Annotated in this window: 19 protein-coding genes; 6 read left to right on the top strand and 13 right to left on the bottom strand. The window is 69.1% G+C overall.

Features of this window, described 5'->3' with window-relative positions; genetic code table 11:
- Positions 1-2: 2 nt before the first annotated feature.
- Together rsmD and ACP7A3_RS02770 are read right to left on the bottom strand one after the other, a co-directional pair.
- Positions 3-539: a 16S rRNA (guanine(966)-N(2))-methyltransferase RsmD gene (rsmD, locus tag ACP7A3_RS02775; RefSeq protein WP_024310514.1), complete on the bottom strand. Its 537-nt coding sequence runs from the start codon at positions 537-539 to the stop codon at positions 3-5.
- On the bottom strand, positions 536-1,918 hold the full coding sequence (locus ACP7A3_RS02770) for a pseudouridine synthase (protein WP_426254890.1): 1,383 nt from the start codon (positions 1,916-1,918) through the stop codon (positions 536-538). Before ACP7A3_RS02770 ends, rsmD begins: the two co-directional genes overlap by 4 nt.
- Before the next feature lie 123 nt (positions 1,919-2,041).
- Between ACP7A3_RS02770 and ACP7A3_RS02765 the strand changes: the two genes are divergently transcribed.
- Both ACP7A3_RS02765 and ACP7A3_RS02760 read left to right on the top strand, forming a co-directional pair.
- The gene (locus ACP7A3_RS02765; protein WP_017978433.1) at positions 2,042-2,491 is read left to right on the top strand and encodes a response regulator; all 450 of its coding nucleotides are present in this window, start codon (positions 2,042-2,044) and stop codon (positions 2,489-2,491) included.
- Positions 2,492-2,532: 41 nt separating this feature from the next.
- Positions 2,533-3,933, top strand: a complete 1,401-nt coding sequence (locus ACP7A3_RS02760) for an AmpG family muropeptide MFS transporter (RefSeq protein ID WP_426254889.1) — start codon at positions 2,533-2,535, stop codon at positions 3,931-3,933.
- 4 nt (positions 3,934-3,937) lie between these two features.
- On the opposite strand, the gene ACP7A3_RS02755 is transcribed toward ACP7A3_RS02760, so the two are convergent.
- From ACP7A3_RS02755 to ACP7A3_RS02715, 9 genes are read right to left on the bottom strand one after another with little or no spacing between them, the layout of a single operon-like run.
- Entirely contained in the window at positions 3,938-5,329 is a 1,392-nt protein-coding gene (locus ACP7A3_RS02755; protein ID WP_043059494.1) for an exopolysaccharide biosynthesis polyprenyl glycosylphosphotransferase, read from the bottom strand.
- Positions 5,326-7,098 carry a serine aminopeptidase domain-containing protein gene (locus ACP7A3_RS02750; RefSeq protein WP_426257129.1) on the bottom strand — a complete coding sequence of 591 codons (1,773 nt, stop codon included), beginning with the start codon at positions 7,096-7,098 and terminating at the stop codon, positions 5,326-5,328. Before ACP7A3_RS02750 ends, ACP7A3_RS02755 begins: the two co-directional genes overlap by 4 nt.
- Before the next feature lie 15 nt (positions 7,099-7,113).
- Positions 7,114-8,025, bottom strand: a complete 912-nt coding sequence (locus ACP7A3_RS02745; protein ID WP_426254887.1) for an amino acid--[acyl-carrier-protein] ligase — start codon at positions 8,023-8,025, stop codon at positions 7,114-7,116.
- 3 nt (positions 8,026-8,028) lie between these two features.
- Complete coding sequence (locus tag ACP7A3_RS02740; protein ID WP_426254886.1) at positions 8,029-9,240, bottom strand: acyl-CoA dehydrogenase family protein; 1,212 nt, start codon at positions 9,238-9,240, stop codon at positions 8,029-8,031.
- Positions 9,230-9,481 carry an acyl carrier protein gene (locus tag ACP7A3_RS02735; RefSeq protein ID WP_017978439.1) on the bottom strand — a complete coding sequence of 84 codons (252 nt, stop codon included), beginning with the start codon at positions 9,479-9,481 and terminating at the stop codon, positions 9,230-9,232. The genes ACP7A3_RS02740 and ACP7A3_RS02735 overlap by 11 nt, the downstream gene beginning before the upstream one ends.
- Positions 9,482-9,510: 29 nt before the next feature.
- On the bottom strand, positions 9,511-10,404 hold the full coding sequence (locus tag ACP7A3_RS02730) for a WecB/TagA/CpsF family glycosyltransferase (RefSeq protein ID WP_426254885.1): 894 nt from the start codon (positions 10,402-10,404) through the stop codon (positions 9,511-9,513).
- Positions 10,405-10,458: 54 nt separating this feature from the next.
- Complete coding sequence (locus ACP7A3_RS02725; RefSeq protein WP_426254884.1) at positions 10,459-11,796, bottom strand: lipopolysaccharide biosynthesis protein; 1,338 nt, start codon at positions 11,794-11,796, stop codon at positions 10,459-10,461.
- On the bottom strand, positions 11,793-13,058 hold the full coding sequence (locus ACP7A3_RS02720) for a hypothetical protein (protein ID WP_426254883.1): 1,266 nt from the start codon (positions 13,056-13,058) through the stop codon (positions 11,793-11,795). Before ACP7A3_RS02720 ends, ACP7A3_RS02725 begins: the two co-directional genes overlap by 4 nt.
- 1 nt (position 13,059) lies before the next feature.
- Positions 13,060-13,824: a polysaccharide biosynthesis/export family protein gene (locus ACP7A3_RS02715; protein WP_426254882.1), complete on the bottom strand. Its 765-nt coding sequence runs from the start codon at positions 13,822-13,824 to the stop codon at positions 13,060-13,062.
- Positions 13,825-14,633: 809 nt separating this feature from the next.
- Here ACP7A3_RS02715 and ACP7A3_RS02710 point away from each other — a divergent pair.
- On the top strand, positions 14,634-16,004 hold the full coding sequence (locus ACP7A3_RS02710) for a hypothetical protein (RefSeq protein WP_426254880.1): 1,371 nt from the start codon (positions 14,634-14,636) through the stop codon (positions 16,002-16,004).
- Positions 16,005-16,092: 88 nt separating this feature from the next.
- Positions 16,093-17,295 (top strand): 3-oxoadipyl-CoA thiolase, encoded by a 1,203-nt coding sequence (gene pcaF, locus ACP7A3_RS02705; protein WP_426254879.1) that lies wholly within the window; start codon positions 16,093-16,095, stop codon positions 17,293-17,295.
- 22 nt (positions 17,296-17,317) lie between these two features.
- Here pcaF and putA read toward each other — a convergent pair whose 3' ends face one another.
- On the bottom strand, positions 17,318-20,929 hold the full coding sequence (gene putA / locus ACP7A3_RS02700) for a trifunctional transcriptional regulator/proline dehydrogenase/L-glutamate gamma-semialdehyde dehydrogenase (RefSeq protein WP_426254878.1): 3,612 nt from the start codon (positions 20,927-20,929) through the stop codon (positions 17,318-17,320).
- Between the two features lie 113 nt (positions 20,930-21,042).
- Here putA and ACP7A3_RS02695 point away from each other — a divergent pair, with 113 nt between their 5' ends.
- Both ACP7A3_RS02695 and ACP7A3_RS02690 read left to right on the top strand, forming a co-directional pair.
- On the top strand, positions 21,043-21,516 hold the full coding sequence (locus tag ACP7A3_RS02695; protein WP_017978447.1) for an Lrp/AsnC family transcriptional regulator: 474 nt from the start codon (positions 21,043-21,045) through the stop codon (positions 21,514-21,516).
- Between the two features lie 38 nt (positions 21,517-21,554).
- The gene (locus ACP7A3_RS02690) at positions 21,555-23,177 is read left to right on the top strand and encodes a M28 family peptidase (protein WP_426254877.1); all 1,623 of its coding nucleotides are present in this window, start codon (positions 21,555-21,557) and stop codon (positions 23,175-23,177) included.
- 40 nt (positions 23,178-23,217) lie between these two features.
- Here ACP7A3_RS02690 and ACP7A3_RS02685 read toward each other — a convergent pair whose 3' ends face one another.
- Entirely contained in the window at positions 23,218-24,597 is a 1,380-nt protein-coding gene (locus ACP7A3_RS02685; protein WP_426254876.1) for a carbohydrate porin, read from the bottom strand.
- Positions 24,598-24,611 lie beyond the last annotated feature (14 nt).

The following is a 24,611-nucleotide window of genomic DNA, read 5'->3' as shown; positions in this document are numbered from 1 at the left end:
GATCAGGCGGCCCGCAAGAGTGTCACACGGGCCTTCCCATGCACGCGGCTGGTGTCGATGGCGAACCCGGCGACCTCGACCGCCTCGTCGCGTGCGGTCTCTATGCTGACCCAGGTCGCGGCGTTCGTCCAGCCCAGCCGCGCCAATTTATCCAAGGCTACCAAGCCTGCACCGGTGCCGTAGGGCGGGTCCATCATGATGAGGTCGAGCGGCGCGCGCGCCGGCCCCAGCGCCATTACCGACCCGCTGCGCACGTCGCCGCGCGTGCCGAGCTTGGCGAGGTTGGCCTTCAGCGCATCCAGCGCCGCGCCGTCCTGTTCGACGAATAGGCAGGACGCCGCGCCACGCGACAGCGCCTCGATCCCCAGCGCGCCCGATCCGGCGAACAGATCGGCGACGGCGAGCCCTTCGAAGCTGCCGAGGCGGCTGGTGAGCATTGAGAACAAGGCCTCGCGCGTGCGGTCGGCGGTGGGGCGCGTCGCGTCGCCCTTGGGCGCGACGAGCGGACGCCCGCGCCACTGGCCGGCGATTACCCTCACGAGCGACCTCCGCGCGGCCCGCCCTTGGGCCCGCCCTTGAAGCCACCGCTGGGCGGACGCCCGCCCGATGGGCGCGGCGAGCCGCCGCCGCCTGCGGGGCCGCTGCGCGTCGGGGCGTCACCGCGGGGAGGTCGTTGGCCGGTGCGGGATGCGCCGGGCTTGCCTTGGCCGACGCGGGGAGCGCCTGAGCGGTTGCGGTCGCCGCTGCGATCGGCGCCGCGCTCATCATGACGCTCCCACGGCTTCATCGCCGAGCCGCCGGTGGGGACGTTGGCCTTGCCGTCGCGGGCGTCGTCGCGGGCGCGCGTGTCGGTTCGGGTCCGCGTACGGGCGCCGCGATCGGTCGTTGCGGGTGTGCGGAAGCCGGGGCGGGGCGCTTCGCCGGTGGCGGCGGCGCGCGGGTTCGCCGTACGGGCCGCAGCGGGACGGTCCGCGCTACCCTCGGAACGCGGGCGCGATCGCGTCGGGCGCTCGCCTGGCGTGGTCGGCCGTACGGTTGCCGGCCGCTCCACGCCACGCTCGGCGCCGCGGCGCGTGCGGGTGGTGCGATCGACGCTTGGCGCGGTGCGGAAGCCGGCACGGGGAGCGGCCGCGATCGACTCGTCCGGAGCGCCGCCCTTCAGCGTCTTGCGGAATCCGACGATCTCATGCTGCTTCACCTCGCCGATCCCGCCGACCGGCAGGTCGCCGAGCACGAACGGGCCGTAGCGGGTGCGGATCAGGCGGCTGACCTGCAGCCCCAGATGTTCGAGGACGCGGCGCACCTCGCGGTTCTTGCCTTCGGTGATCGTGATCTCGATCCACACGTTCGCGCCGGTGCGCCGCTCGATATTGGCGTCGATCGATCCGTAGCGAATGCCCTCGATCTCGACGCCCTCGGCCAGCTCCTCGAGCTGCTGCTGCGTGACGTTGCCATAGGCGCGCGCGCGATAGCTGCGCTCGACGCCGGTCGCAGGCAGCTCCAGCTGCCGCTTGAAGCCGCCGTCGGTGGTCAGCAGCAGCAGGCCCTCGGTATTGAGGTCGAGCCGTCCGACCGGCACCAGCCGCGGCAGGTCGTGCGGCAGGCGATCGTAGATCGTCGGCCGCCCCTTGGGGTCGCGTTCGGTGACCAGCAGCCCGGTCGGCTTGTGATACAGGAACAACCGCGTCGGTTCGGGCGAGCCGACGGGCTGGCCATCGACGGTCACGCCGCGCAGCGACGTCAGCACGGTGGCGGGGGTATCGAGCACCGTGCCGTCGAGCGCGACGCGCCCTTCGGCGATCATTCGTTCGATCTCGCGACGGCTGGCGACGCCCGCGCGGGCGAGCAGTTTCGCGATCCGGTCGCCGGGCGTCTTGCCCGCGGCGGCAGGGGTGCGGGGGTCTTTGGGGTCGGCCATCGTCGCCCCATACGCGCAATTGTGCCGCGCGTGAAAAAATTTGCGTCACTTGCCGCCAGATGCGCGTTAACCGAATCGGGCGTGACATGGGATAACGCCGTCAACCAAGGGGCATAGCGGCATATGTTGTTCGGGCGGAAGAAGCGGCTGATCGAACGGCTGCTGGTGGTCGAGGACGAACCACTCATCGCCTTCGATACCGAACATATTCTGCGCGAGGCGGGCTATACGATCATCGCGACGGTGGACCGCGTTGCAGAGGCGGTGTCGGTGCTGGAATCGGGAGAGGCGCTTGACCTGGTGCTGGTCGACGTCAATCTGGCGGACGGATCGGGACTGGATGTCGCACGCAGTGCCCGTGCCGCCGCGGTGCCGGTGCTGTTCGTCACCGGCCGCTTCCCGCCCGAGGCGGAGGCGCTGGCGACCGGGCGCCTCGTCAAACCCTATCAGCAACGCGACCTGATCGGATCGATCGAGGCGATCGACGCCGCGCTCGCCGGCAAGCGCCCACGCAAGCTGCCCACGGGCTTCGCGCTGTTCGCCGTGCCGCCGGGGGAGGCGCCCGCCGCGTAATCCCGCTGGTCGGCGGCGAATAAGCCGTTAGTGTTGCCGCCATGTTGACCGGCAACAATCTTTACTTCCTCATCGTCGCGGCCCTTGCCGCTCTCGTCATCGCGATCATGCGCCGCTCGCCTGCGATCCGGGCGCGGCTGACGCCGCTGGCGCCCTATGCGGAACGCGGGCCGATCGCGGTGTTCTTCATGGGCATTTCGTCGGGCCTCGCCTTCACGATGATCGGCGCGACGCTGACGACGCGGCTGAAGCAGGACGGGCTGGACAAGGCGACGATCACCGCCTTCACGCTGGGCTTCCTCGTCTACAATCTGAAGCCGTTATGGGCGTGGATGGTCGATGGGGTCCGGCTGCCGTTGATCGGCGCGCTGGGCCAGCGCGTGTCGTGGATCCTGCTGGCGGGCGTGATGGTGATGGCGGCGGTCGCCAATCTGGCGCTGGTCGATCCGTCGGCGAATTTGCAGGCGACGATCATCGCGGTCGTGCTGGTCGGCTTTGCTGGCGCCACCTACGACATCGTCATCGACGCCTATCGCATCGAGACGCTGGAGCCCGAACAGATGGGCGTCGGATCGGGCATGACGCAATATGGCTGGAAGATCGGGTCGGTGCTGGCCGGATCGCTGGCGCTGGTGATCGCGGCGCGATCGAACTGGCATGTCGCCTATCTCGCCTGCGTGCTGTTCGCGTTACCGGCGATGATCGTCGCGCTGACCCGCGGCGAGCCGGCGCGGCGGCGCGAACCGGCGCAGCGGCGCGGGCTTGCCGAGGTGCAGGCGTCGATCGTCGGGCCGTTCCTGGAATTCTTCCGGCGCCACGGCGCGTGGCTGATCCTCGCGTTCATCCTGCTCCACAAGATCGGCGATACGCTGGGGCAGCAGGCGCTGCGGCTGCTGCTCGACGACTTGGGCTTCACCAATGACGAGATCGCGCTGTACGACGTGGTTATCGGCTTCTGGGCGTTCTGGATCGGTCTCGCGCTCGGCGGCGTGCTGTATGCGCGGCTGGGCCTGAAGCGATCGGTGATGCTCAGCCTGATCCTGATGATGGTGTCCAACGCCAGCTTCGCGCTGCTGGCGGCATCGGGGCATTCGAACCTTGGCCTCGCGGGCGCGATGGCGTTCGAGAATATGGCGAGCGGCATCGGCGGCGTCACCGTCGTCGCCTATTTCTCGGCGCTGTGCGACCTGCGCTTCACCGCCTCGCAATATGCGTTGATCTCCGCGGCGGCTAGCATCGTCGGCCGTATCCTGACCGCAACGACGACGGGGCAATTGGTCGACCGGTTCGGCTATGTCGCCTTCTATTGGGGCACGACCTTTGCCGCGCTGCCCGGCGTGCTGCTGTTCTGGTGGATGAGCCGGTCGGGCCTGATCGACCGTTCGATCGGCAGCGCCGGCACGGCGGGCGAGGGCGACGTGCGCGAAGCGCCGAAGGACTGACGCGTCAGAAGGCGTTACGGTGGACCAGCACCCGTAGCGTCATCAGGATGATGCGCAGGTCGCGGAACAGCGTCCAGCCGCGCAGATAGGCCAGGTCGTGATCGACGCGGCCGTGCAGGTCGTCGGCATGTTCCGTGGCGCCGCGATAGCCGCGGACCTGCGCAAGGCCGGTGATGCCGGGCTTGATCGCGTGCCGCTGCCAATAGCGGGGCTCGACATCCCAGAACAACCGGTCGCCCGCCAGGCTGCCGAGCGCGTGGGGACGCGGACCGACGATACTCATCTCACCGCGCAGCACGTTGAGCACCTGCGGCAATTCGTCGATGCTGGTCGCACGGATGAAGCGACCGACGCGGGTGACGCGCGGGTCGCCACGCTGCGTCGACCGATCGCCCGCCAGATCGGCGCCATCGACGCGCATGCTGCGAAACTTCAGGACGTGGAACAGCCGGTTGCCGCGCCCGACGCGCGGCTGGCGGAACAGCACCGGCCCACGGCTGTCGAGCTTGATCGCCAGTGCGGTGAGGAACAGGATCGGGAAGAGCAGCACCAATGCGCCCCCCGCGACCGACAGGTCGAAGGCGCGCTTGAGCAGGCGGCTGCGCGTGTCGAGCGGCCCCAGCGACACGACCGCGCTGGGCATGTCGGCAAGGTGCGAGAGGCGGACGGGCGCCAGGCTCTGCCATTCGGGCAGCAGCACTTCGCCCTGGACGTTGGCACCGCGAAGCAGTCGCGCCCAGGCCTCGCGCCGGTCCGCCGCGCAGGCGACGATGACGCGCTCGGCGTCGGCGGTTCGTTCGCTGAAGGTCGCCAGGATATGGTGGGGCAGCGCGGGCGCCGTGATGTCGATGCCGGTCATGTCGATCGCCGGCAGCCGCGCGATCGATGGATCGTGCAGCGCAGCGGGCTGAATGCCGTCGATGACGACCATGGTGGCGATATGCCAGCCGCCGGTATGCGCTTCGGCGAGTTTGTGCAGGGCCCAGCGGCCCGCCACCATCAGCGCGGCGGCGATCACGACCCCGGCCAGCAGCAGACGGAACGATACGTCGACTTCGGCATGCAGATAGGACACCAGCAACAGCGCCGTTCCCGTCGCGGTCAGCAGCGCCGTTACCGCATCGCGCGTCGTCCGCCGCCAGTTCTGGAAGAACCGGCCGCTGTACGGCTTTCGCTGCAGCACTATGCCGAAATAGATCGGCAGCAGCACCGCGAGATCGTTGACCACCCAGACGTCGAGTGCGTCGTTCAACGTGACCGCGCCGGCCAAGGTGAAGGACGCGAGTAGCGCGGTGAGATCGAGCGTGATCAGCGCTGCATAGATGCCGAGGCGAAATCCGCGTCCGGCGATCGTGCCGCTGGCCGCTTCGGGCCGCACCGAAGCGGCCTGGGTCACTCCGCCGCCGCCGGCAGCTCCGTCCGCGGCGAGACGGGGGGCAGGCCGGCACCATGCGCGGCGACCGCGTCGGTCATCGCGGCGATCATCATCTCGATATGCCGATCGCGCGCGAGCGTGCCGTTGAAGTGATGGTCGGCGCGGTCGAGCGTGACCATCCGGACGGGCGGATACTGACGCAGGAGGCGCGCGCAGCGGCCGAGCTTCATGCCCATGTCGGCAAGGCCGGGGTCCTCGTCGCTGAAGACGAGGTGGACGTGGGCGCCGCGCGCCGACAGCGTCTGGAGCTGTTCGCGAACCTGCGCGGCTTCCGATCCAGGCTTGGGCGGCAGCAGGCTGGTCGCGGCGTGACGCAGGCGGACGGCGCTCCGCTTGGCGAGGACGCGGGCGATACCGGGCAGGTCGGCCTCCCCCTTCAGCATCCGGCGCCATTCGCCCGGATTGCGCATCGCGCGGATATAGCCCTTCAGCGACCGTTTGTTGTCGCGCACCGCGACGCGGATATCGTCGCCATAATGCCAGATGAACTTTTGCAGGTTGAGCACCACGCTGCCCACCGCGCGTTCGTCGGCGAGCGTCACCTGCAAGGCGGTGTGTGCGCCCGAACACAGGCCGGCGACGATCGCGCGGGGGAAGCCATGCGCCTCCAGGCAATCGAGGCTGGCGACGCCTTCAGGAATGCGTTCGGGGTCGTAATGCGGATGGCGCGGATTGTCGCCCGCGGGGCTGTCGCCCATGCCGGTCAGGTCCATCCGCAGTGAGGCGAAGCCCTCTGCCGCCAGCCGGCGCGCGAGGCGCACATAGGCGCGCCCGTTGCCGATGTGATGGGTGCTGCCCTCGTGCATCAACAATGCCGCGACCGGCGCCGCCGGGCGGCCGGCGGGTCGGCACAGCATGCCGAACAGCGCGTCGTCCGGACCGAAGCGTAGCGGCTCTTCGATATAGCTGTCGGTGTGAAGCGATATGGCGTCACGCAGCGGCGCGATGGCGGCGCCCGCGGGCGTTCCGGCGTGCCGGGTCACCCAATCGGCGACGGCAATGAAGGTGTCGACCGGCGTCTCGTTGGTCGTGGGATCCTGCATCCAGCCGTCGTAATCAGCGAAGGGCAGTTCGGTGGCCGCACCGCCCGCGTCGCGCCAGCGCTGGGCCAGCTTGCCCGAACGCCGGTCCGTCCGCGGCGGCACGAACAGCGCCGTCTCGACGGGCGCCTCTACGGACGTGAGGTCGATCGCCGCCACCTCGCGCTGGAATGCGGCGGTCCAGCGGAAGCCGTTGGTGTTGAGCGGCTGATCGCTCTCCAAAGGCGGGACGGGATCGAGACCCGACAGGCTCGCGACCGCCGCCGAAGCACGGGTTTCCCGCAGAAACGCCTGACCTGACAGCACCGGTGCGAGCAGGACGAGGGCACTGACATCATCCAGCCGCTTCGCCGCCAGCATGGCGACCGCCGCGCCCAATCGCACGCCGGCCAGCATCACGCGATCGACGTGGGCATGGCCGCGCAGCCAGGCCGCCGCCGCTTCGGCATCGGCGACCAGCCCGTCCAGCGTCACCGGCCCGTCGATCGAATCGCCGGTCCCGCCATAATCGAAGCGGACCGCCGCGGCCCCGCGCGCGGCAAGTGCCTCGCCCAGCGCCATCAGGCCGTGGTGGGTACACACCTCTTCCTGTGCGAACGCGGGGCACAGCACGACGCCGACCGGCGCGTGTCCGCCTTCGGCCGGTGCATGCAGCCAGCCGAACCGGCCATCGATATAGATCGGGGTCATCGCCATCGGATGCGCTCAGTCGAGGCCCAGCGTCGCGCGCACGCCCGCGGGCCAGGCGGCGAGGTCGAAGCCGTGATGACGCAGCAACGCCAGCACCAGCCGCTCCATGCCGAAGGCGCAACAGGCGGTCTGCGCCGGTGCGCCATCGGGCGTCCGGATGTTCCAGGTATCGCCGAAATAGGTCATGTGATAGTTGAAGCTGAGGCAGGCCGTGGGCCCGGCGCCGTCATTGACCGGCACCAGCAGCTCGAATTTCAGATTCTGCATCCGCTGATTGTCGGCGAGCAACTTGCCCGCACGGCCGAAGAACGGATCGTTGGCGACATCGACCTCGAACGGCAGCTCCAGCGTGCGGACGAAGTCCTGCCCGCGCTCCATCCAGTCGGCGCGGAAGGCGAGCACCTGTTCGGGCGTGCCGATCCGCACATATTCGCGCATGCGGAACAGCTGCAGCCGTGTCGGTTCCAGCGAGGGTTCGTGGCGGAAGCAATAGGACGCGACGTCGACGAGGTGGCCGTTCTCGCCGAGCACGCCGCGTTCGGCGACGATGGGGTATACCGCGTAACAGGCGGCCGGCGTCAGGACGAGGTCAGCGGGTTGCTGGTTCCCCATCCAATCTTCGCCGCGCTCCATCTGGCCCATCAGCTTGTGATGCGCGCGATCGTCGCCGCAGAAGCAATGCACCGATCCCGCGAAATGCGGAAAATTCTTCATATAGCCGCTCTTTTCGAACGTCTTCTGCGCCATCGCGGGCGGAAAGCGCATGACTTCCGGCTTGTCCTTCAGTCCCGCCGCGGTGATCGCGCGCTCCAGGCCGTCGAACACCGCCTCGAACGTGCCGCTGCGACCCCAAAGCCCGTCGATACCGGTCGGGAAGACGAGGCCGGCCTCGATCAGGCGGGTGCGGAAACTGGTGGGCATGTCCATGGTTCAGAGCGTTCCCAGTTCGGCGCGCTGTGCGAACAGCATGGCGCCGGTGCCGCTGGCGATGCGGTCGTTGTTGATCATCAGCTGCGCCGACAGGATGTCGCGCAGATGACGGCCGATGCTGAATTCGGTGCCGTTGCGATATCCGGCCATGCCGCAGATACGCAGCGCCTCCAGCACCACCTCGTGGGCTTGCGTCGATACGTCGTGCTTCAGCATGTTGAGCACGGTCGCGCGCGCCATGCCTTGCGGCCAGCCCGTCTCCTGCGGATCGGCCACGGCGCGGTCGTTGCCCAGCGCATAGGTAGCGTCGAATTGGTCGATCAGCGTGCGCAGCCGCGCCTGCATGCCGTCGAGCAGGCCGGCGGCGTGCATCAGGCGATGCGCGCCCGGCTGCGTCTGGCCGGGCTGGCGGCGCGCGGCGGTGCGCAGGAAGGTGCGCGCGCGGGTCAGCGCCTCCACCGCGATGCCGGTCCACACGCCGCCCCACATCAGGTGCGATGCGGGCACCATCGCCTCGGCGGCGATATCGGCGAAGGGCACGGCCATGATCTGCGCGGCCACGCCCTCGGCGCGGAAGGTGAAGCCGACCGTGCTGGTGCCGCGCATGCCCAGCGCGTCCCAGCCGCCGGTCGATTCGAACGAGGCATCTTCGCGCGGCACAACGACGAGGACCTGATCGGACGGCGGCGCCTCGGCATGGGTGCGCGCGGTCACGAAGAAGACATCGGCATAATCGCCGTAGGAGACGGTGGGCGCCTGCTTTTCCAGCCTGAAGCGACCATCGCGCACGTCGACCGCGCACCGGCTCGACCGCATGTCGCCACCGATGCCGACCTCTGACGTGATCGAGGCGATCAGCAAATTCTCGGTCGCGATCCGGCGTGCGAAGTCGCGCTGCCAAGGGTCGTCCAGCGCATGCATCACCAGGCAGGCGAGCTGGCTGTGGTGCATCGCATAGACCATCGCGGTCGATGCGCAGACGCGGCCCAATCGTTGGCATTGGCCGACGATCTCCGCCATCGTCGCACCGCTGCCACCCAGCGCGACCGGCACCAGCGCGCCGAGTAGCCCTTCCTGCCGCAGCGCCGCGACGGCCTCGGCGGGAAAACGGCCTTCCCGATCCACCGCGTCGGCATGCGCGGCGGCGACGGCGACGACCCGCTCGATCGCCGCGGCCATCGCACGTCCGGTCGCGGACGGATCATGCAGCATCGGCATCTCCCCGAATGCTCTCGATCGCCGCCGTCAGCGCGGCGATGCTGCTGAAGGTCGCACGCGTGAGCAGCTGATCTGGAAACACCACGTCGAATTCCTCTTCGATCGCGAGCATCACGCCCACGGTCTTGAACGAGGTGAGACCGGCGGCGAACAGGTCGTCGCGCGGCGACAGCGACGCTGCCGGCTTCAACAGCCCGCCGGCGTCGTCGAGGATGTTACGCAATTGGTCTTCCACGAAAATGTCCTCAGCAAGATGAGATGGATTTAACGCGACTGACGCAGGTCTGCGACCGCTGCACGCAGAAAGCCGATCGTACTGGGCCCATAGCGCTGTAGCATGCGTCGCGGCTCTAGGACGATGCGCCACAGCCATTCCAGGTTGAGGCGCACCATCAGGTCTGGCGGGGGGGCATTCATGCCCAGCAGCAATCGGAACGACTGACCGACGCACAAGGCCCATGCCGGCGGCAGCAGCGCGCGATAGCGGTAGGCGAACAATTCGCTCTTGGGCGCGCCGATGCACAGGAAGATCAGGGTCGCGTCGAAGGTCGAGATCGCATCGGCGAGTGAGCGGCAATAGGCGGCGTCTTTTTCGAAGCCGAACGGCGGCACCAGCGTTTCAACCGCGAAGGCCGGCGCAAAGTCCTTGAGCCAGCATTCGATGCCCTCCGCCGTGGCGCGGCTGTCCACGACGAAGAACCCCCTGTGGCCCGCCAGCGCGGCGGGGTCGGCGAACATCCGCTCGATCACGGCCCGCCCGGCAACGCGGCCCGGCAGCGAGAGGCCGCGCAGCTTTGCAAAGCGATAGACCGGAAACCCGTCCGCAACGATGATCTGGGCGCTTTGCAGCGCGCGATTAAACTCGTCGTCCTTCCGCGCCAGCGCGATATGCTGGATATTGGGCGTGACGAACACGCCCAGGCCTTCATCGACGGTCCGCGGCGTCTGCAGCATGTATTGCGCCGCGCCGTTTTCATCGAGATCACGGAAGCGCATGCCCAACACTGGCGCACGCAGGCGGCGTTCCACCCCCCGATAGGGTTCGCCGTGGTTCGGATCGGTCGTTGTGTCGGACGTCAAGACCACGGACTCCGGAAACGGGCTTGAAAACTCCTTAGGCCACAAAGGCTTAACATTGCGTTTTCCGGCCACCGCCACCAAGGAATTTATGACAACATAGCGGGCATTTATCGGCCACGTCGAGCCGTTCGCTCATTGCGGTAACGCTGTCCGGCGGTTCTGCCACATCGCGTAGACGGCTCCCAGCGGCGTGAAGCCCAGTGTGTCGCGCGCGATCAGGCTGCATCCGATCGCGTTGACCAGCATCGTCGCACTCGTCGCGATCGCCGCGCCCTGCGCGCCCAAAGGCGCCGACAGCAGCACCAGCCCGCCGATCAGGACGAGCGTCGCGAGGCCGTTGACGCGCAGCAGCGCGCGCGCATAGCCGGTCATGCCGAGTAGCTCCGGCGTGGTGGTGGTGAGTGCGGCGGCTAACTGACCGAGGATCAGGATGTGCAATGCGGTGGCGGCGGGCAGGAATTGCTGGCCGAACAGGGCGAGAATTCGGTCCGGGAACACGATGACGGCGAGGATCGGCGGGATCGCGAGCGTCAGCGCCAGGGCGAGGGCGCGCGCGGCTTCCTGCCGCAAGCCGGCGAGGTCGCCGATCATGTAGAGCCGGGCGAAGCGTGGCGCGACCATCGACGCGACGCCGCTGACGAACATGTAGATCACCAGCACCACCCGCCAGGCGATGGCATACAGGCCCACTTCGTCCGTTGAGGCCATGATGCCGAGGATGAAGGGCGGCGCCGCGCTGATGAGAAGCTGCACCAGTTCGAGGCTGAACAGCGACAGGCCGGTGCCGAGCAGGGGTTCGGGTGGATTGGACGGCCGGCCCGGCGTCACCGCCGGCAGATCGCGCAGCAGCATCACGCCGCCGATCAGCGTCGCGAGCGTCATACTCGCTGCCACGGCCGCTAGCGCATGCGCATCCGACATCGGCAGCGCGAACACCAGCACGCAGAACAGCCCCGGCCACAGCCAGGTATAGACGATCTGGCTCTGCGTGACGCGGTGCAGCCCGGCGAGCGCGCCTGCGACGAGATTGGCGAAATTCTGCGGCAGGATGGCCAGTGCGCCGATCACGAACAGCGGTGCCATGTCGGGCTTGCGCATCACATAGGCGGCGAGCGGCCAGGCCGCGAGCAGCGCGAGGGCGGTCAGCGCGAGCGACAGCAGCAGTACCATGATCGCCGCCCGCCGCATCGCCGCCCGTGCGCCCGCCGCATCGTCCGCCGCGAGCAGGCGTGCCATTTCGCGGGTCAGCGCGCGGTCGATCCCCAGGCGGCCGAGGCCCGATGCGATCATCAGCGCGCCGAACACGATGTAGAAGGCACCGACCTGATCCAGCGACAGGCGCAGCGCGATCATCAGGTGCATGCCGTATCGGCAGGGAATGTCGATCAGCCGCGTGCCGACCGTCACCAGCGACCCGCCATAGCGCTGGTGCAGACGACGCAGCAGGGAGTGTTCGGCCGCGCTACTCATCGACGGCGCCCCCCGGCCTTAGGCAGCTCGCGGGCGTAGAGGGCGATCGCCATGATCGACGTGATCTCCCCGGGGGCGAGGGTCATGGGGAGCATTTCCGATATCAGCAGCGAATAGACGAGATAGTCGCGCAGCGCGGCGAGGAAGGGCGTGTCATGCAGGCGGCGGGCGCTATCCATCAGCAGCACGCCACGCAAGGGGACGGTCGCGATCAGCAGCGCGCCGATGATGCCATACTCGAAAATGATCCCCATCCAGGTGATGTCACCCAGAAAGAAGAAGTGGTTGAAATAGGTCATCAACCCGGCGGGATCGATCGGGCTGATCGTGCCGACGCCGAAGATCCAGCGAAACGGATCGGTGCCAAGAAAACCGATCGCCTTCATCGTCGAGATATAGCGGACGTCGAACGCGAAGGCTTTGTCGGTGCTGAAGATCGACGCCATGAACGGCACCGAGAACAGCGCCGCGAGCGCGAAGGGAATGAGCGCCAGCATCAGCAGCCGCAGGCGCGGGCCCGCCGCGAGAAAGCCGTTGATCGCCGCCATCAGCGTCAGGCCGAGCACGAAGGTGCGCATGCGGACGAGGCCGAACACCATGGCAAAGCCCGCCCCCCAGGCCGCGAACCAGCGCGGTTGCCAGCGCGCGGTGAAGCGGCGCCAGGCATAGAGGATGCCGATCAGGCCGAAGTACATTGGCATGCGGATGCGATTGCCGCGGGCGTCCGCCGACAGAAGCGGGGAATCGCCCGCCACATAATGTTCGGCATAGGCCGATTGCGGCGCCAGCCGCCAGATCGCGAGCAGCAGGACGAAGGTGACGACGGCACAGATCAGGAAGGCGGCGGCGATCTCGCGCAGCGTCGGCCGCAGCCAGCGCAGCAGCCCGAGCAGCGAGAAGATGTAGAGCAGCGGCAACAGCTTCAGCTGCGAGGCCAGCGCAATGAAGAAGGTCTGCTGGAAGGTGAAGAGCGAGATGAAGGTGGGGACGAGCACCAGCCACAGGATCGTGACGACCATCTGCCGCGACCCTTCCGGCCGGCGCCCGGCGAACAGGATCAGGCACAGCGGCAGCGACAGCAGCGGAAACGCCTTGGACAGGGCCCAGGCGGGTTTGAGCAGCTTCACGTAATGAAAGCTCTGCCCGAACAGCGGCAGCAGCGCGACCAGCAGCGCGACATAGGCCCAGCGGACGTCGGCCGCCTGCATCCAGCCGCGCAGGCTGCGTCGCGGAAAAGGCAGGGCGCGCGTCGCGGCGGTCATGTCAGCGGCCGAAGACGGCTCCGCCGCCCAGATTGTAGTTCAGGCTGCGGCTGAACGGCAGCAGCTTGTTGATATGCTGGTCGATCCACAGATTGGCCTCGGCGATCGACGAGCGCGGGACGAACACGATATCCTGCGATTGCAGATCGATGCCGGTCGCGATGCCGTTCTTCGTATAGGCCTTCAGATCGACCTGACGCTGCGCGATCGTGCCGTCGGCATTGCGGTGGATCACCACCACCTTGCGCGTGCGCGCGGTGTCGAGCAGGCCACCGGCGCCGATCACCGCCTGCATCGGGTCCATCGTCGCGGTGAGCTTCACCGGGCCAGGCTGGCGGACCTCGCCACCGACATAGACGACGCCGCCATATTGCCGCACCGCCACCGTCGGGCGGGCATCCTCCACCACGCCCTGCCGGCGCAGATCGGCCGAAATGAGCGCCGCGACCTCGTCGATCGTGCGGCCGCCGACGGGGACGTTGCCGACCAGGGGAATCGCGATGCGGCCATCGGGACCGACCGGCCCGGCATGGTCCAGTTCGGCATTATAGGGAAAGCTGATCGCGAGCTCGTCGCCGGGCGCGATACGATAGGCGGTGCGATCGACGACCGGGGCCGGAGCCCGGGTGGGGGCGGGGGCTGGTGTCGCCGCCATCGTCCCGCGCACGGGCGTCCGCCCGACCGGCGCGACCTGCGCCAGCGCGTCCATCGTCGGCGCAACCAGCGCCAGCACCGCCGCCATGGTCGCCAAGCCGTATCTGCCCATCGTCACCGTCCCGTTGCCCGCGCGCCACCCGGCCGTCCCACTGCAAGACACGGGACGGGTCGCTTCCGCTAAGTCGATATAGCGGAAGGCTTAATGGAAAGGTAAGAGGAACCGACCATAAGGCGCACCAGCCCTTTCCAGCAGCCTCGGACAATCCACCAGATGCTTGATTTCACGTCTTCGTCCGAGCAGCAGGAAACGGAGACGCGCCACGGGCAATTCGCACTGCGCGACCTGCTGAACGGCATTTTCTATTATCGCCGACTCGCGCTGATCGTCGCGGGATCGATCATCGGGCTGGGCATCCTCGTCGCGTTGCTGTTGCCGCCGAGCTATAGTGCCGAGGCGCGGTTGCTGCCGCTGAGCGCCGGCATCTACGACATGCAGGACGCCGGGCGCGCGCCCTTGCCGGGGCAGGTGCTCGACCCGGGGGCGGTCGCCAATGTCGAACTTCAGATGCTCGACAGCCTGGAGCTGCACCGCGACGTGGTGCGCGCGCAGCTCGGCCCTGCCGCCTCACCGGCGGAGATTAACGCGGCGCTGGAGAAATTCCAGTCGCACCTGCACGTCACCAAGGCGAACGAAGCGAACGTCATTCAGCTGACCTATACGGCGCGCGATCCGCAACAGGCTGCCGACGCGCTGCGCCAGCTGATCCGCCGCTATTTCGAAAGCCGCGCGACGGTGCCTCGGGTCGCGTCGCCTTCCTCGAACAGCAGCGTAACGCGATCAAGCGCCAGCTGGACGAAGCGAGCGCGCGGATCACCGCCTATCAGCAGCAGAACGGCATCGTCGATATCGCCGCGCAGGTGGCGGGCGCGGTCGCGCAGGACGACCTGCTGCGCAAGAGCAAGCTGGAAAGCGATGCGGAGCTGGCCGACGGGCGCCGCAGCCTGTCGAGCCTCAGCAGCCAGGCCAAATCGGTGCCCGCCGATATCCGCCTGTACAACGACAATACCGAGGCGGCGCGGGCGCTGGGCGAAATGCAGGCGCAGCTGCTGGGCCTGCAGGCCAAGCGCGCCGATCTGGCGTCGCGCTTCATGGCGACGTCGCCGCAGGTGACGCAGCTCGACAAGCAGATCGCCGCGTTGCAGGCGACGATCACGCAGCAGAAATCGTCGCTGGTCATGACGCAGCGCACCGGCCGCAACCAATATTTCGATTCGACCAAGGACAAGTTGATCCAGTCGCGCGCGACGGTGGCCGGGGCGGAGGCGCGCGGCGCCGAACTGGCGGGGCAACTCGGCCAATCGCGCGCGCGGCTGGCGCAGCTCAATGCGATCAGCGACCGGCTGACGACGATGAAGCTCGACCGCGACGTGCTGGCGGACAGCTTCAAGTCGCTGTCGTCGCAGGTCGAACAGGCGCGCGTGCAGCTTAACCAGACGACCGAGGCGGGCAGCCCCAACGTCCGCGTCATCGAGGCGCCGACGCCCCCGACCAGGCGCACCAATCCGCCGCTGCTGCTGATCGCCGGCAGCATCTTCGCCGGCATCCTGATCGCGGGTGCGGCGGTGTTCATCGCCGGCAGCCTGCGCGAAACCTTCCTGACCCCGGTGGAGGTCGAGCGGGCGCTCGGCCTGCCGGTGCTCGCCGCCCCGGTCGCCGAGCAGGGTGAGGGCGTGGCGCGCGATTACAGCCGGCTGATCGCGGCGGTCGACGCGCACCATCACGGTAGCGGGCGGGCGGTGCTGCTGGTCGCGCCGAGTTCGCGGATGAGCCTGCAAACCGCCGCATTGGGCCTGGGCCGCGCAATGGCGCGTCGCGCCGGCGCGCGCGTGCTGCTCGTCCGCTTCGCCAGCGATGCGCCGGTGCCGGAGACGGCCGCGAGCCTGGAACTCGAACCGTTCGAAGACATGATGACGACGATCATCGGCACCGCGGCCTGTTCGCTGCAACGGCGCGACGTGCGCCTGCTCGCCGAGTTGCGGGAGCGGTTCGACTATATCGTCGTCACCGCGCCGCCGATGGCGGTGGGCTATGAGGGGATCGAGCTGTCGCAGGCGGTCGATGTCGTCGTGCCCGTGGTCGAGGCGGAGGCGACGCGTCGCCCGGTGGCGCGGACGCTGGTGACGCAGCTGCGCGATGCCGGCGCGGACCTGATCGGCGCGATCCTGCTCGGCCGGCGCTGGCATATCCCGCAGCGGCTGTACCGCCTGCTGATCGAGCGGCGCGCCTAGGCAAAGCGACGCGCGCCGGCCCGTAGCGGCTTGACGACGCACGCCATTCGGGGCGACGCCCTTCGGCAAACGCTGGAGAGGACGCCCGATGCCCGATGCCTTCATCTGTGACGCGATCCGCACGCCGATCGGCAAATTGAACGGCGCGCTCGCGAGCGTGCGGGCCGACGACCTCGCCGCGATCCCCTTGCGCGCGCTGATGGAGCGCAATCCATCGGTGGACTGGGGCGCGGTGGACGATGTGCTGCTCGGCTGCGCCAATCAGGCGGGCGAGGACAATCGCAACGTCGCGCGCATGGCGGTGCTGCTCGCCGGCCTGCCCGACGGCGTGCCGGGCGCGACCGTCAACCGCCTGTGCGGATCGGGGCTGAACGCGGTCGGCAGCCTCGCGCAGGCGATCCGCTGCGGCGATGCGGCGTTGGGGATCGCGGGGGGCGTCGAGAGCATGACGCGCGCGCCCTATGTGATGGGCAAGGCGGCCGGCGCCTTCGACCGGGCGCAGCAGATCGAGGATACGACGCTCGGCTGGCGCTTCGTCAACCCGGCGATGCGCGCGGCCTATGGCGTCGACACGATGCCGCAGACCGCGGAGAATGTCGCCGACCAGTGGCGTGTGGCGCGTGAGGATCAGGACGCCTTTGCGCTCGCCAGCCAGCAGAAGGCGGCGGCGGCGATCGCCAGCGGGCGGCTGGCGGCGGAGATCGTGCCGGTGACGATCCCGCAGCGCAAGGGCGATCCGATCGTCTTTTCGACCGACGAGCATCCTCGCGCGACCAGCCTCGACGCGCTCGCGAAGCTGAAGCCCGTCGTGCGGGCGGACGGCACCGTCACCGCGGGCAATGCCTCGGGCCTCAACGATGGCGCCGCGGCGATGCTGGTGGCGAGCGAGGCGGCGGCGACGCAGCACGGCCTGACGCCGCGCGCGCGGGTGCTGGGCATGGCGGCGGCCGGGATCGCGCCGCGGATCATGGGGGTCGGGCCGATCGAGGCGGCGCGCAAGCTGTGCCGGATCACCGGCATCGGCCTCGACCAGCTCGACGTGATCGAGCTGAACGAGGCCTTTGCCGCGCAGGCGATCGCGACGCTGCGCGATCTGGGCATCGCCGCCGACGACCCGCGGGTGAACCGCAACGGCGGGGCGATCGCTTTGGGCCATCCGCTCGGCATGTCGGGCGCGCGGATCGTGATGAGCGCGGTGGAGGAGTTGCACCGCAGCGGCGGCCGCTACGCTATGGCGTTCATGTGCATCGGCGTCGGCCAGGGGATCGCGCTGATGCTGGAGCGCGTCTGACCGACGCGCCCCAGCCGGTGGGTCAGCCGATCGCCATCAGGCTGGCATTGCCGCCCGCCGCGGTGGTGTTGATCGACGTCGACACCTCCTCGACCAGCCAGTCGAGGCGATAGCCCGCGCAGCCCGCCTGGGGCAGCACGATCGGGCCAGGCAGCTCGGCGAGTGTGGCCAGCGCGGTGGAGACGTGCGCGGCCCCGCCCTCGATCAGCGCGCCCGCGAAGGCCAGCGCACGCCGCCAGTCGTCGGCGATGCGGACGCGAGCGGTAACGCTCGGCGGCAGAGCGGCCAGCGCCGTGGCCAGCGATCCTGCATCGCCGACCACCGCGTCGTTCCCGGCGGCCAGCGCGGCGCCGATCTGTTCGATCAGGCCGTCGCGCGTCTGCGGCAGCAGCAGCACGCGTCCGCGCGGGTGGAGGGCGTAGAGGTTGCGCTCGCCGACCGGGCCGGCCAGCTCGGTCGCCGCGCCGAGCATCGACGTCGCGATCGCGTCGCGAACGCGCGTGGCGAGCGCGCTCTCGCACCGATCCTCCAGCCACAGCGCCAGATCGCGCGCCGCCGGATCGGCATGGTCCGACACGACCGCCGGTGGCAGGTCCGCGCCCGACACCAGCCGGCCGAGGTAGAGCGGCCCGCCCGCCTTGGGCCCCGTGCCCGACAGGCCACGCCCGCCGAACGGCTGCACGCCCACCACCGCGCCGATGACGTTGCGGTTGATGTAGAGATTGCCCGCCTTCACCCGGCTGGTGACATGCGCGATCGTCTCGTCGAGGCGCGTGTGCAGGCCGAACGTCAGGCCATAGCCGGTGGCGTTGATCCGGTCGATCAGCCGGTCCAGCTCGGCGCGGCGGAAGCGGACGACGTGCAGCACCGGCCCGAACACCTCGCGCTCCAGCTCGGCGATGTCGGACAGTTCGACGATCGTCGGCGCGACGAAGGTGCCGTGCGCGGTATCGCCGGCGAGCGCGAGCTGTTCGACGCGGTGGCCGCCGTCCCGCATCTTCGCGATGTGTGCGTCGATATTGGCCTTCGCCTCGGCGGTGATGACCGGGCCGATGTCGGTCGCCAGCGTGTCGGTGCGGCCGATCGACAGTTCGTGCAGCGCGCCCTTGATCATCGCGAGCGTGCGGTCGGCGACCTCTTCCTGCAGGCACAGGATGCGCAGCGCCGAACAGCGCTGGCCTGCGCTGTCGAAGGCGGAGGCGATGACGTCTGCCACCACCTGTTCGGCGAGCGCGGAGGAATCGACGATCATCGCATTCTGCCCGCCGGTTTCAGCGATGAAGGGGATGGGCGACCCATCGGGCAGCAGACGCTTGGCCAGTTCCTTCTGGATCAGCCGCGCGACCTCGGTCGATCCGGTGAACATCACCGCCATCGTCTCGGGCGCCGCGACTAAAGCCGCGCCGATCGCGCCGTCGCCGGGCACGAAGTGCAGCACGTCGGTCGGCACGCCGGCCGCATGCAGCAGGCCGACGCCCTGCGCGGCGATCAGCGGGGTTTCCTCGGCGGGCTTGGCGAGCACCGCATTGCCCGCGACCAGCGCCGCGGCGACCTGTCCGATGAAGATCGCCAGCGGGAAGTTCCACGGGCTGATGCAGGTGACGACGCCCAGCGGGCGATGGCCGGTGCCCAACGTCGCGCGCGCCTGCTCGGCATAATAGCGCAGGAAGTCGATCGCCTCGCGCACCTCGGCGATGGCATTGGGCAGCGACTTGCCCGCCTCGCGCACGATCAGCGCCAGCAGCTGCGGCATGCGCGCCTGCATCGCGTCGGCGGCGCGATCGAGCATCGCGGCCCGTTCCGCCGGGGTGGTGGCGGCCCAGCCGGGCGCGGCGGCCTGCGCGGCGCGGGCGGCGGCCTGCGCCTGCTCCACCGATACCTCGTGCACCGTACCGACGCGGTCGCGATGATCGGCGGGGTTCAGCACCGCGCGCGCCGTGCCGACGATGCCGGCGTCCCACGGGCCTTCGCCCGCCATCGTCTCGCTGAGCATCGCCAGCGTGGTTTCGTCGCTGAGGTCGAGGCCGGCGGAATTGCGGCGCGCGCCGTACAGGTCCTGCGGCAAAGCGATCTGCGGGTTCTTCTGCCCCGGCGCGGCCATCGCGCGCACCGCCTCGACGGGGTCCGCGATCAGATCGGCGATCGACACTTCGGGATCGGCGATGCGATTGACGAAGGACGAGTTCGCGCCATTTTCCAGCAGGCGGCGGACGAGATAGGCAAGCAACGTCTCATGCGTGCCGACCGGCGCGTAGATGCGGCACGGGCGGTTCAGCTTCTCCGCGCCGACAACCTCGTCGTACAGCGGCTCGCCCATGCCGTGCAGGCACTGGAATTCATAGTCGCCGACGGTGAAGTCAGTGCCCGCCAGATGGTAGATGGTGCTGAGCGTCTGCGCATTGTGCGTCGCGAACTGCGGGAACACCGCATCGCGCGCGCCCAGCAGCTTCCATGCGCAGGCGATATAGGCGACGTCGGTGTGGATCTTGCGCGTGTAGACCGGGAAGTCGGCGAGGCCATCGACCTGCGCGCGCTTGATCTCGGCGTCCCAATAGGCGCCCTTGACCAGACGGACCATGATCCGCCGGTTCGCGCGGCGGGCGAGGTCGACGATCCAGTCGATCACGAACGGACAGCGCTTGCCATAGGCCTGCACCACGAAGCCGAGGCCATCCCAACCGGCGAGATCGGGATCGGTGGCGAGGCTTTCGAGCAGGTCGAGCGACAGCTCCAGCCGGTCGGCCTCTTCGGCATCGATGTTGAAGCCGATGTCATAGCCCTTGGCCATCACCGCCAGCGCCTTCACGCGCGGCAGCAGCTCGCCCATTACCCGCGCCGCCTGCGCGCGGACGTAGCGCGGGTGGAGCGCCGACAGCTTGATCGAGATGCCGGGACCGTCGAAGATGCCGCGGCCGGCCGACGCCTCGCCGATCGCCCGCACGGCATTTTCGTAATCGCGATAATAGCGGTCGGCATCCGCTGCCGTGGTCGCCGCTTCGCCCAGCATGTCGTAGCTGTAGCGGAAGCCGCGCGCCTCCAGCGGGCGGGCGCGCTTCAGCGCCTCGGCGATCGTCTCGCCGGTGACGAACTGTTCGCCCATCATGCGCATCGCCATGTCGACGCCGCGACGGATCACCGGCTCGCCCGCGCGCGCGATCAGCCGGGTGAGCGCGGCGCCCAGCCCGCTGTCGTTGACGCTGCCGGTCAGCTTGCCGGTGACGACGAGGCCCCAGGTCGCCGCGTTGACGAACAGCGAGCGGCCGTCGCCGACATGGCTGCGCCAGTCGCCGCCGGCGATCTTGTCGCGGATCAGCGCGTCGCGCGTCGCCGTATCGGGAATACGCAACAGCGCCTCGGCGAGGCACATCAGCGCGACGCCCTCCTGGCTCGACAACGCATATTCCTGCACCAGCCCCTCGACGCCGGTGCCCTTGTGCTTGGCGCGCAGCGCGGTGACGAGCGCCGTCGCCGTCGCGGCCGCGTCGCGGCCGATCGCGTCGGGCAGCGTTGCGGCGTCGAGCAGCGGCGCGAGGCACTCTGCCTCCGGCCGGCGATAGGCGGCGGTGATCGCGGCGCGCAGCGGCGTCTGCGGGCGGACGGGCGGCGCGAAATCGGCGAAGGGCGGGCGGGTCATGGGCGAAGATCCTCTCTACGATCCGCCCATATCGACTTTCGCGCTGGCGATCCGTCCGAAATGCGCGCAGGATCGCGCCGAACGACCTGAATTTCGAGAGCGTCACAGGCGAAATGGACGGCAAACCATCCCAGAACGCGCCGATTGACACGTTCGACCGGCGCATTATCGAGGCATTGCGCGACGATGGTCGCCTGTCCGTTACCGAGCTTGCCCGCCGTGTCGGCCTGTCGAAGACGCCGTGCCAGGTGCGTCTGCGCCGGTTGATCGATCAGGGCTATATCCTCGGCTTCCGCGCGGTCATCGATCCCGTCCGCCTCGGCCTCGATCACATCGCCTTCACCGAGGTGAAGCTGTCCGACACGCGCGAAGCCGCGCTCGATGCGTTTCGCCGCGCCGTGCTGCGCATTCCCGAGGTGGAGGAATGCCATATGATCGCGAGCAGCTTCGATTATCTGCTGAAGGTCCGCACCCCCGACATTCGCCGCTATCGCGAGGTGCTGGGCGAGCGGATCTCGGCGCTGCCGCATGTCGCCAACACCTCCACCTTCGTCGCGATGGAAACGATCCGCGACGCGGGCGTGTAGCGCTTGCGCGTCGCGATCGGTTGGGTCACGCTGCCGGCATGACCCGCTGGCTCCCCCTTCTGTTGCTGACCGCCGCCACGACGGCGTCGGCCGATCCCCGCGCACCCATCCTGTCGCCGGCGCGGATCAAGGCCGATGTGAAGACGCTGAGCGCGGACGATTTTCACGGGCGCGGGCCGACCCAGCCGGGCGAGGCGATCACGCTCGCCTTCCTCGAAAAACGGTTTGCGGCGCTCGGGCTGCGACCGGCGGGGGATGCTGGATATCGCCAGACCGTTCCGCTGCTGCGCTGGACGCGCGAAGAAGCGCGGTTCGACCTGTCGCTGGGCGGCAAGACGGAGGCGCTGCGGCCCGGCGTCGAGATCGCGGCATCGTCGCGTATCGTCGGGACGACGGCGCTCGATCGCGCGGGCGTCGTCTTCGTCGGCTATGGCGTGGTCGAACCGCGGCTGGGCTATGATCCGTATCGCGGCATCGACGTGCGCGGCAAGGTGGTGGTCGCGCTTGCCGGCGATCCCGATGTCGAGGCGGGGCGCGATCTGGGCTTCGGCGGGCGTGCATCCAGCCCCGCGGCGCGCACCAAATTGGCCGAGGCGCAGAAGCATGGCGCCGCCGCCTTCTTCCAGATCCACGATACCTTCCCGTCGAGCTACCCCTGGCTGCAGCTCGCCAACAGCGATGCGGTGCCCGGTTATGCGCTGGATACGGGCAGCGTTCCGCCGGCCTTCGGCATTCGCGGCACGTTGCGCAACGATATCGGCGTCGCGCTGCTGCGGCAGGGCGGCCTCGATTACGCCGCCGCCAAGCGCGCGGCACAACGGGCGGACTTCCGCGGCGTCCCGTTGCAGGGCGTCGCCCTGTCCGCCGATGTCCGCACCAGCCTGGACCGCGCGGTCAGCCACAATATCGTCGGCATCCTGCCCGGCACCGATCCCGCTGCGGGCAGCATCCTGTATGGCGCGCATTGGGATGCCTATGGCGAGAATGCGTTCGATCCGCCCGCCGACCGGATCCGCAACGGTGCGGTGGACAATGGCACGGGCACCGCGACTTTGCTGGAGATCGCACGCGCCTTCGCAGGTGCGCCGCGCCTGCGCCGTTCGGTCGTGTTCGCGCTGTGGACGGCGGAGGAAAAGGGCCTGCTCGGCGCGACCTGGTATGCCGACCATCCCGCGCTGCCGCTGGCGACCACGGCGGCGCAGTTCAACCTCGACCCGCACGTCGTGCTGGGGCGGACGCGCGACCTGGAGCTGATCGGGGTCGGCCGTACCCCGCTGGAGCAGGACCTCGCCCGCGTCGCCGCGGCGCAGGGGCTGCGGATCGTGCCGGAGGAGAATACCGAGGCGGGCTGGTATTACCGTTCCGACCATTATGCCTTCGCGCAAAAGGGCGTGCCGGGCGTCTACTTTCGCGCGGGGCGCGATCTGGTGCGCGGGGGTGCCGCTGCTGGCGAGCGCGAGCGGGCGCGCTACAATGCCGAATGCTATCACCAGACCTGCGACGCGTTCAAACCCGGCTGGGACATGACCGGCGCGGCGCAGGAGGGCAGCGTGGCCTATGCGCTGGGCCGCGAAATCGCGGCCGGCGCGACCTGGCCGACGTGGAACGCCTCCGAACCGTTCGCCGCCGAACGCGCGAAGAGCGACGCGGCGCGCCGCTGACGCGCCGCATCGCGGTCCGGCTTTGGTTGCGATCCCCCGGTCAGAAGGCGCCGTGGGCCCGGAACGCGAACACGTTGGCCGGCCCGCGATCCCGATTGTAGCCGGGATTGGCGATAAACTGATAATCGACGGTCAGCTCGACACCCCGCGCGGCGGCGACTTTGTAATAGGCCTCGCCGATCCGTTCGGCACCGGGGTTCGGCAGGCGGCCGTCCCCGACGAGCACGCCCAGGCCCCCGGCATCGAGATAGCGTTGGTGCGCGCGGCTGATCGCGTTGACGATGACGACCGCCCCCAGCGTATCGCCGCCCCGTCCCCAACCGACACCGCGCAGCGACAGACCGGCCTGTGCCGTCCGGTCGATGTCGGTGAAGTCGTAGGGCTCGATTTGGCCGTCCGCGATGCCGGCGCGGGCGAAGACGCCGAGCGTGTCGCTCGCCGCCTGTTCGACGTTGATGCCGATGCCCGCCCGCGTGCGGCGGCTGCGCACCAGGCCGGTATCGGCGGCGTCGCCGGTCCGCGCCGCCAGCGCGAGCGCCTCATCGAAGCGCCCGAACCGGCCGCGGTTGCGGAAGAGCGTGACGCGCACCCCGCCCGGCCGGCCGGCCAGCTGGTGGCGATGCTCCACCTCGGCATCGAGCTGATACTGGCCGAAGCCCCTCTCCAGCGTCTCGCCGTTGGGGACCTTCGACAGGTTGAAGGCGCCCAGGCGCAGCGTCCAGGCGGCCCGATACCATTCGGCGGCGATGCCGGTGCTATAGCCCCAGGCGTCGGCGGCATAATCGAAGCTGCCTGTGTCGACCGCCGACCAGTTGAGGAAGTCGGCACGCGGATCGTGGGCGTAGCTGTTGGTGTCGAACACGTCGCCGACGCCGAACTTGCCGATGGTCAGCACCAGACGATCGACGGTGCGCGATCCGGCGAGCTGGTTGGCGACGCCGGTTACCGCCTCGCGCGCGCCGCCCAGGTCGATGGTCTGGCGCAGGAACAGCCGTTGCAGCCGCGTGTAGGGCGAATTGCGGCCGACCTTATAGGCTTCCGCGCTCGGGAAACCGGCGACGCCAAGCGTGTTGGACAGGCCGAAGCCCTGGTCGATCTCCGGGTTCACCCACAGCTCGCCGCCCGCCCAGGGCCGCACGCCGGCATAGAGCGTGACGTCGACGGTCTCCTTCGCCTGACGCGGCGTCAGGCTGTTGGCGCCGGCATAGGGCGAGGCGAAGCCGGGCGTGGCTTGCAGGACGACCGTCGCCTGCCCGTGGACCGCGTACCGTTGATCGTCCGGCATGGCGTCGGGCGCGATCGGCGTGGCGGGCGCGGTGACGGTCGGCGCGCGGTCCTGGACGGTCTGCGCCGCGGCGGGCGCGTGTGGGATGAGGCCGGCGAGCGCGCAGGCGCCCGCCAGTGGGAAAAGCCGGGTCATGATAAGTCCCCTTG

This window comes from Sphingomonas sp. DC5200-1, from assembly GCF_049897245.1.
Classification (GTDB): domain Bacteria; phylum Pseudomonadota; class Alphaproteobacteria; order Sphingomonadales; family Sphingomonadaceae; genus Sphingomonas; species Sphingomonas aquatilis.
Note: the sequence above shows the minus strand (reverse complement) of the source record. Positions and strands in the feature narration are given on the sequence as shown.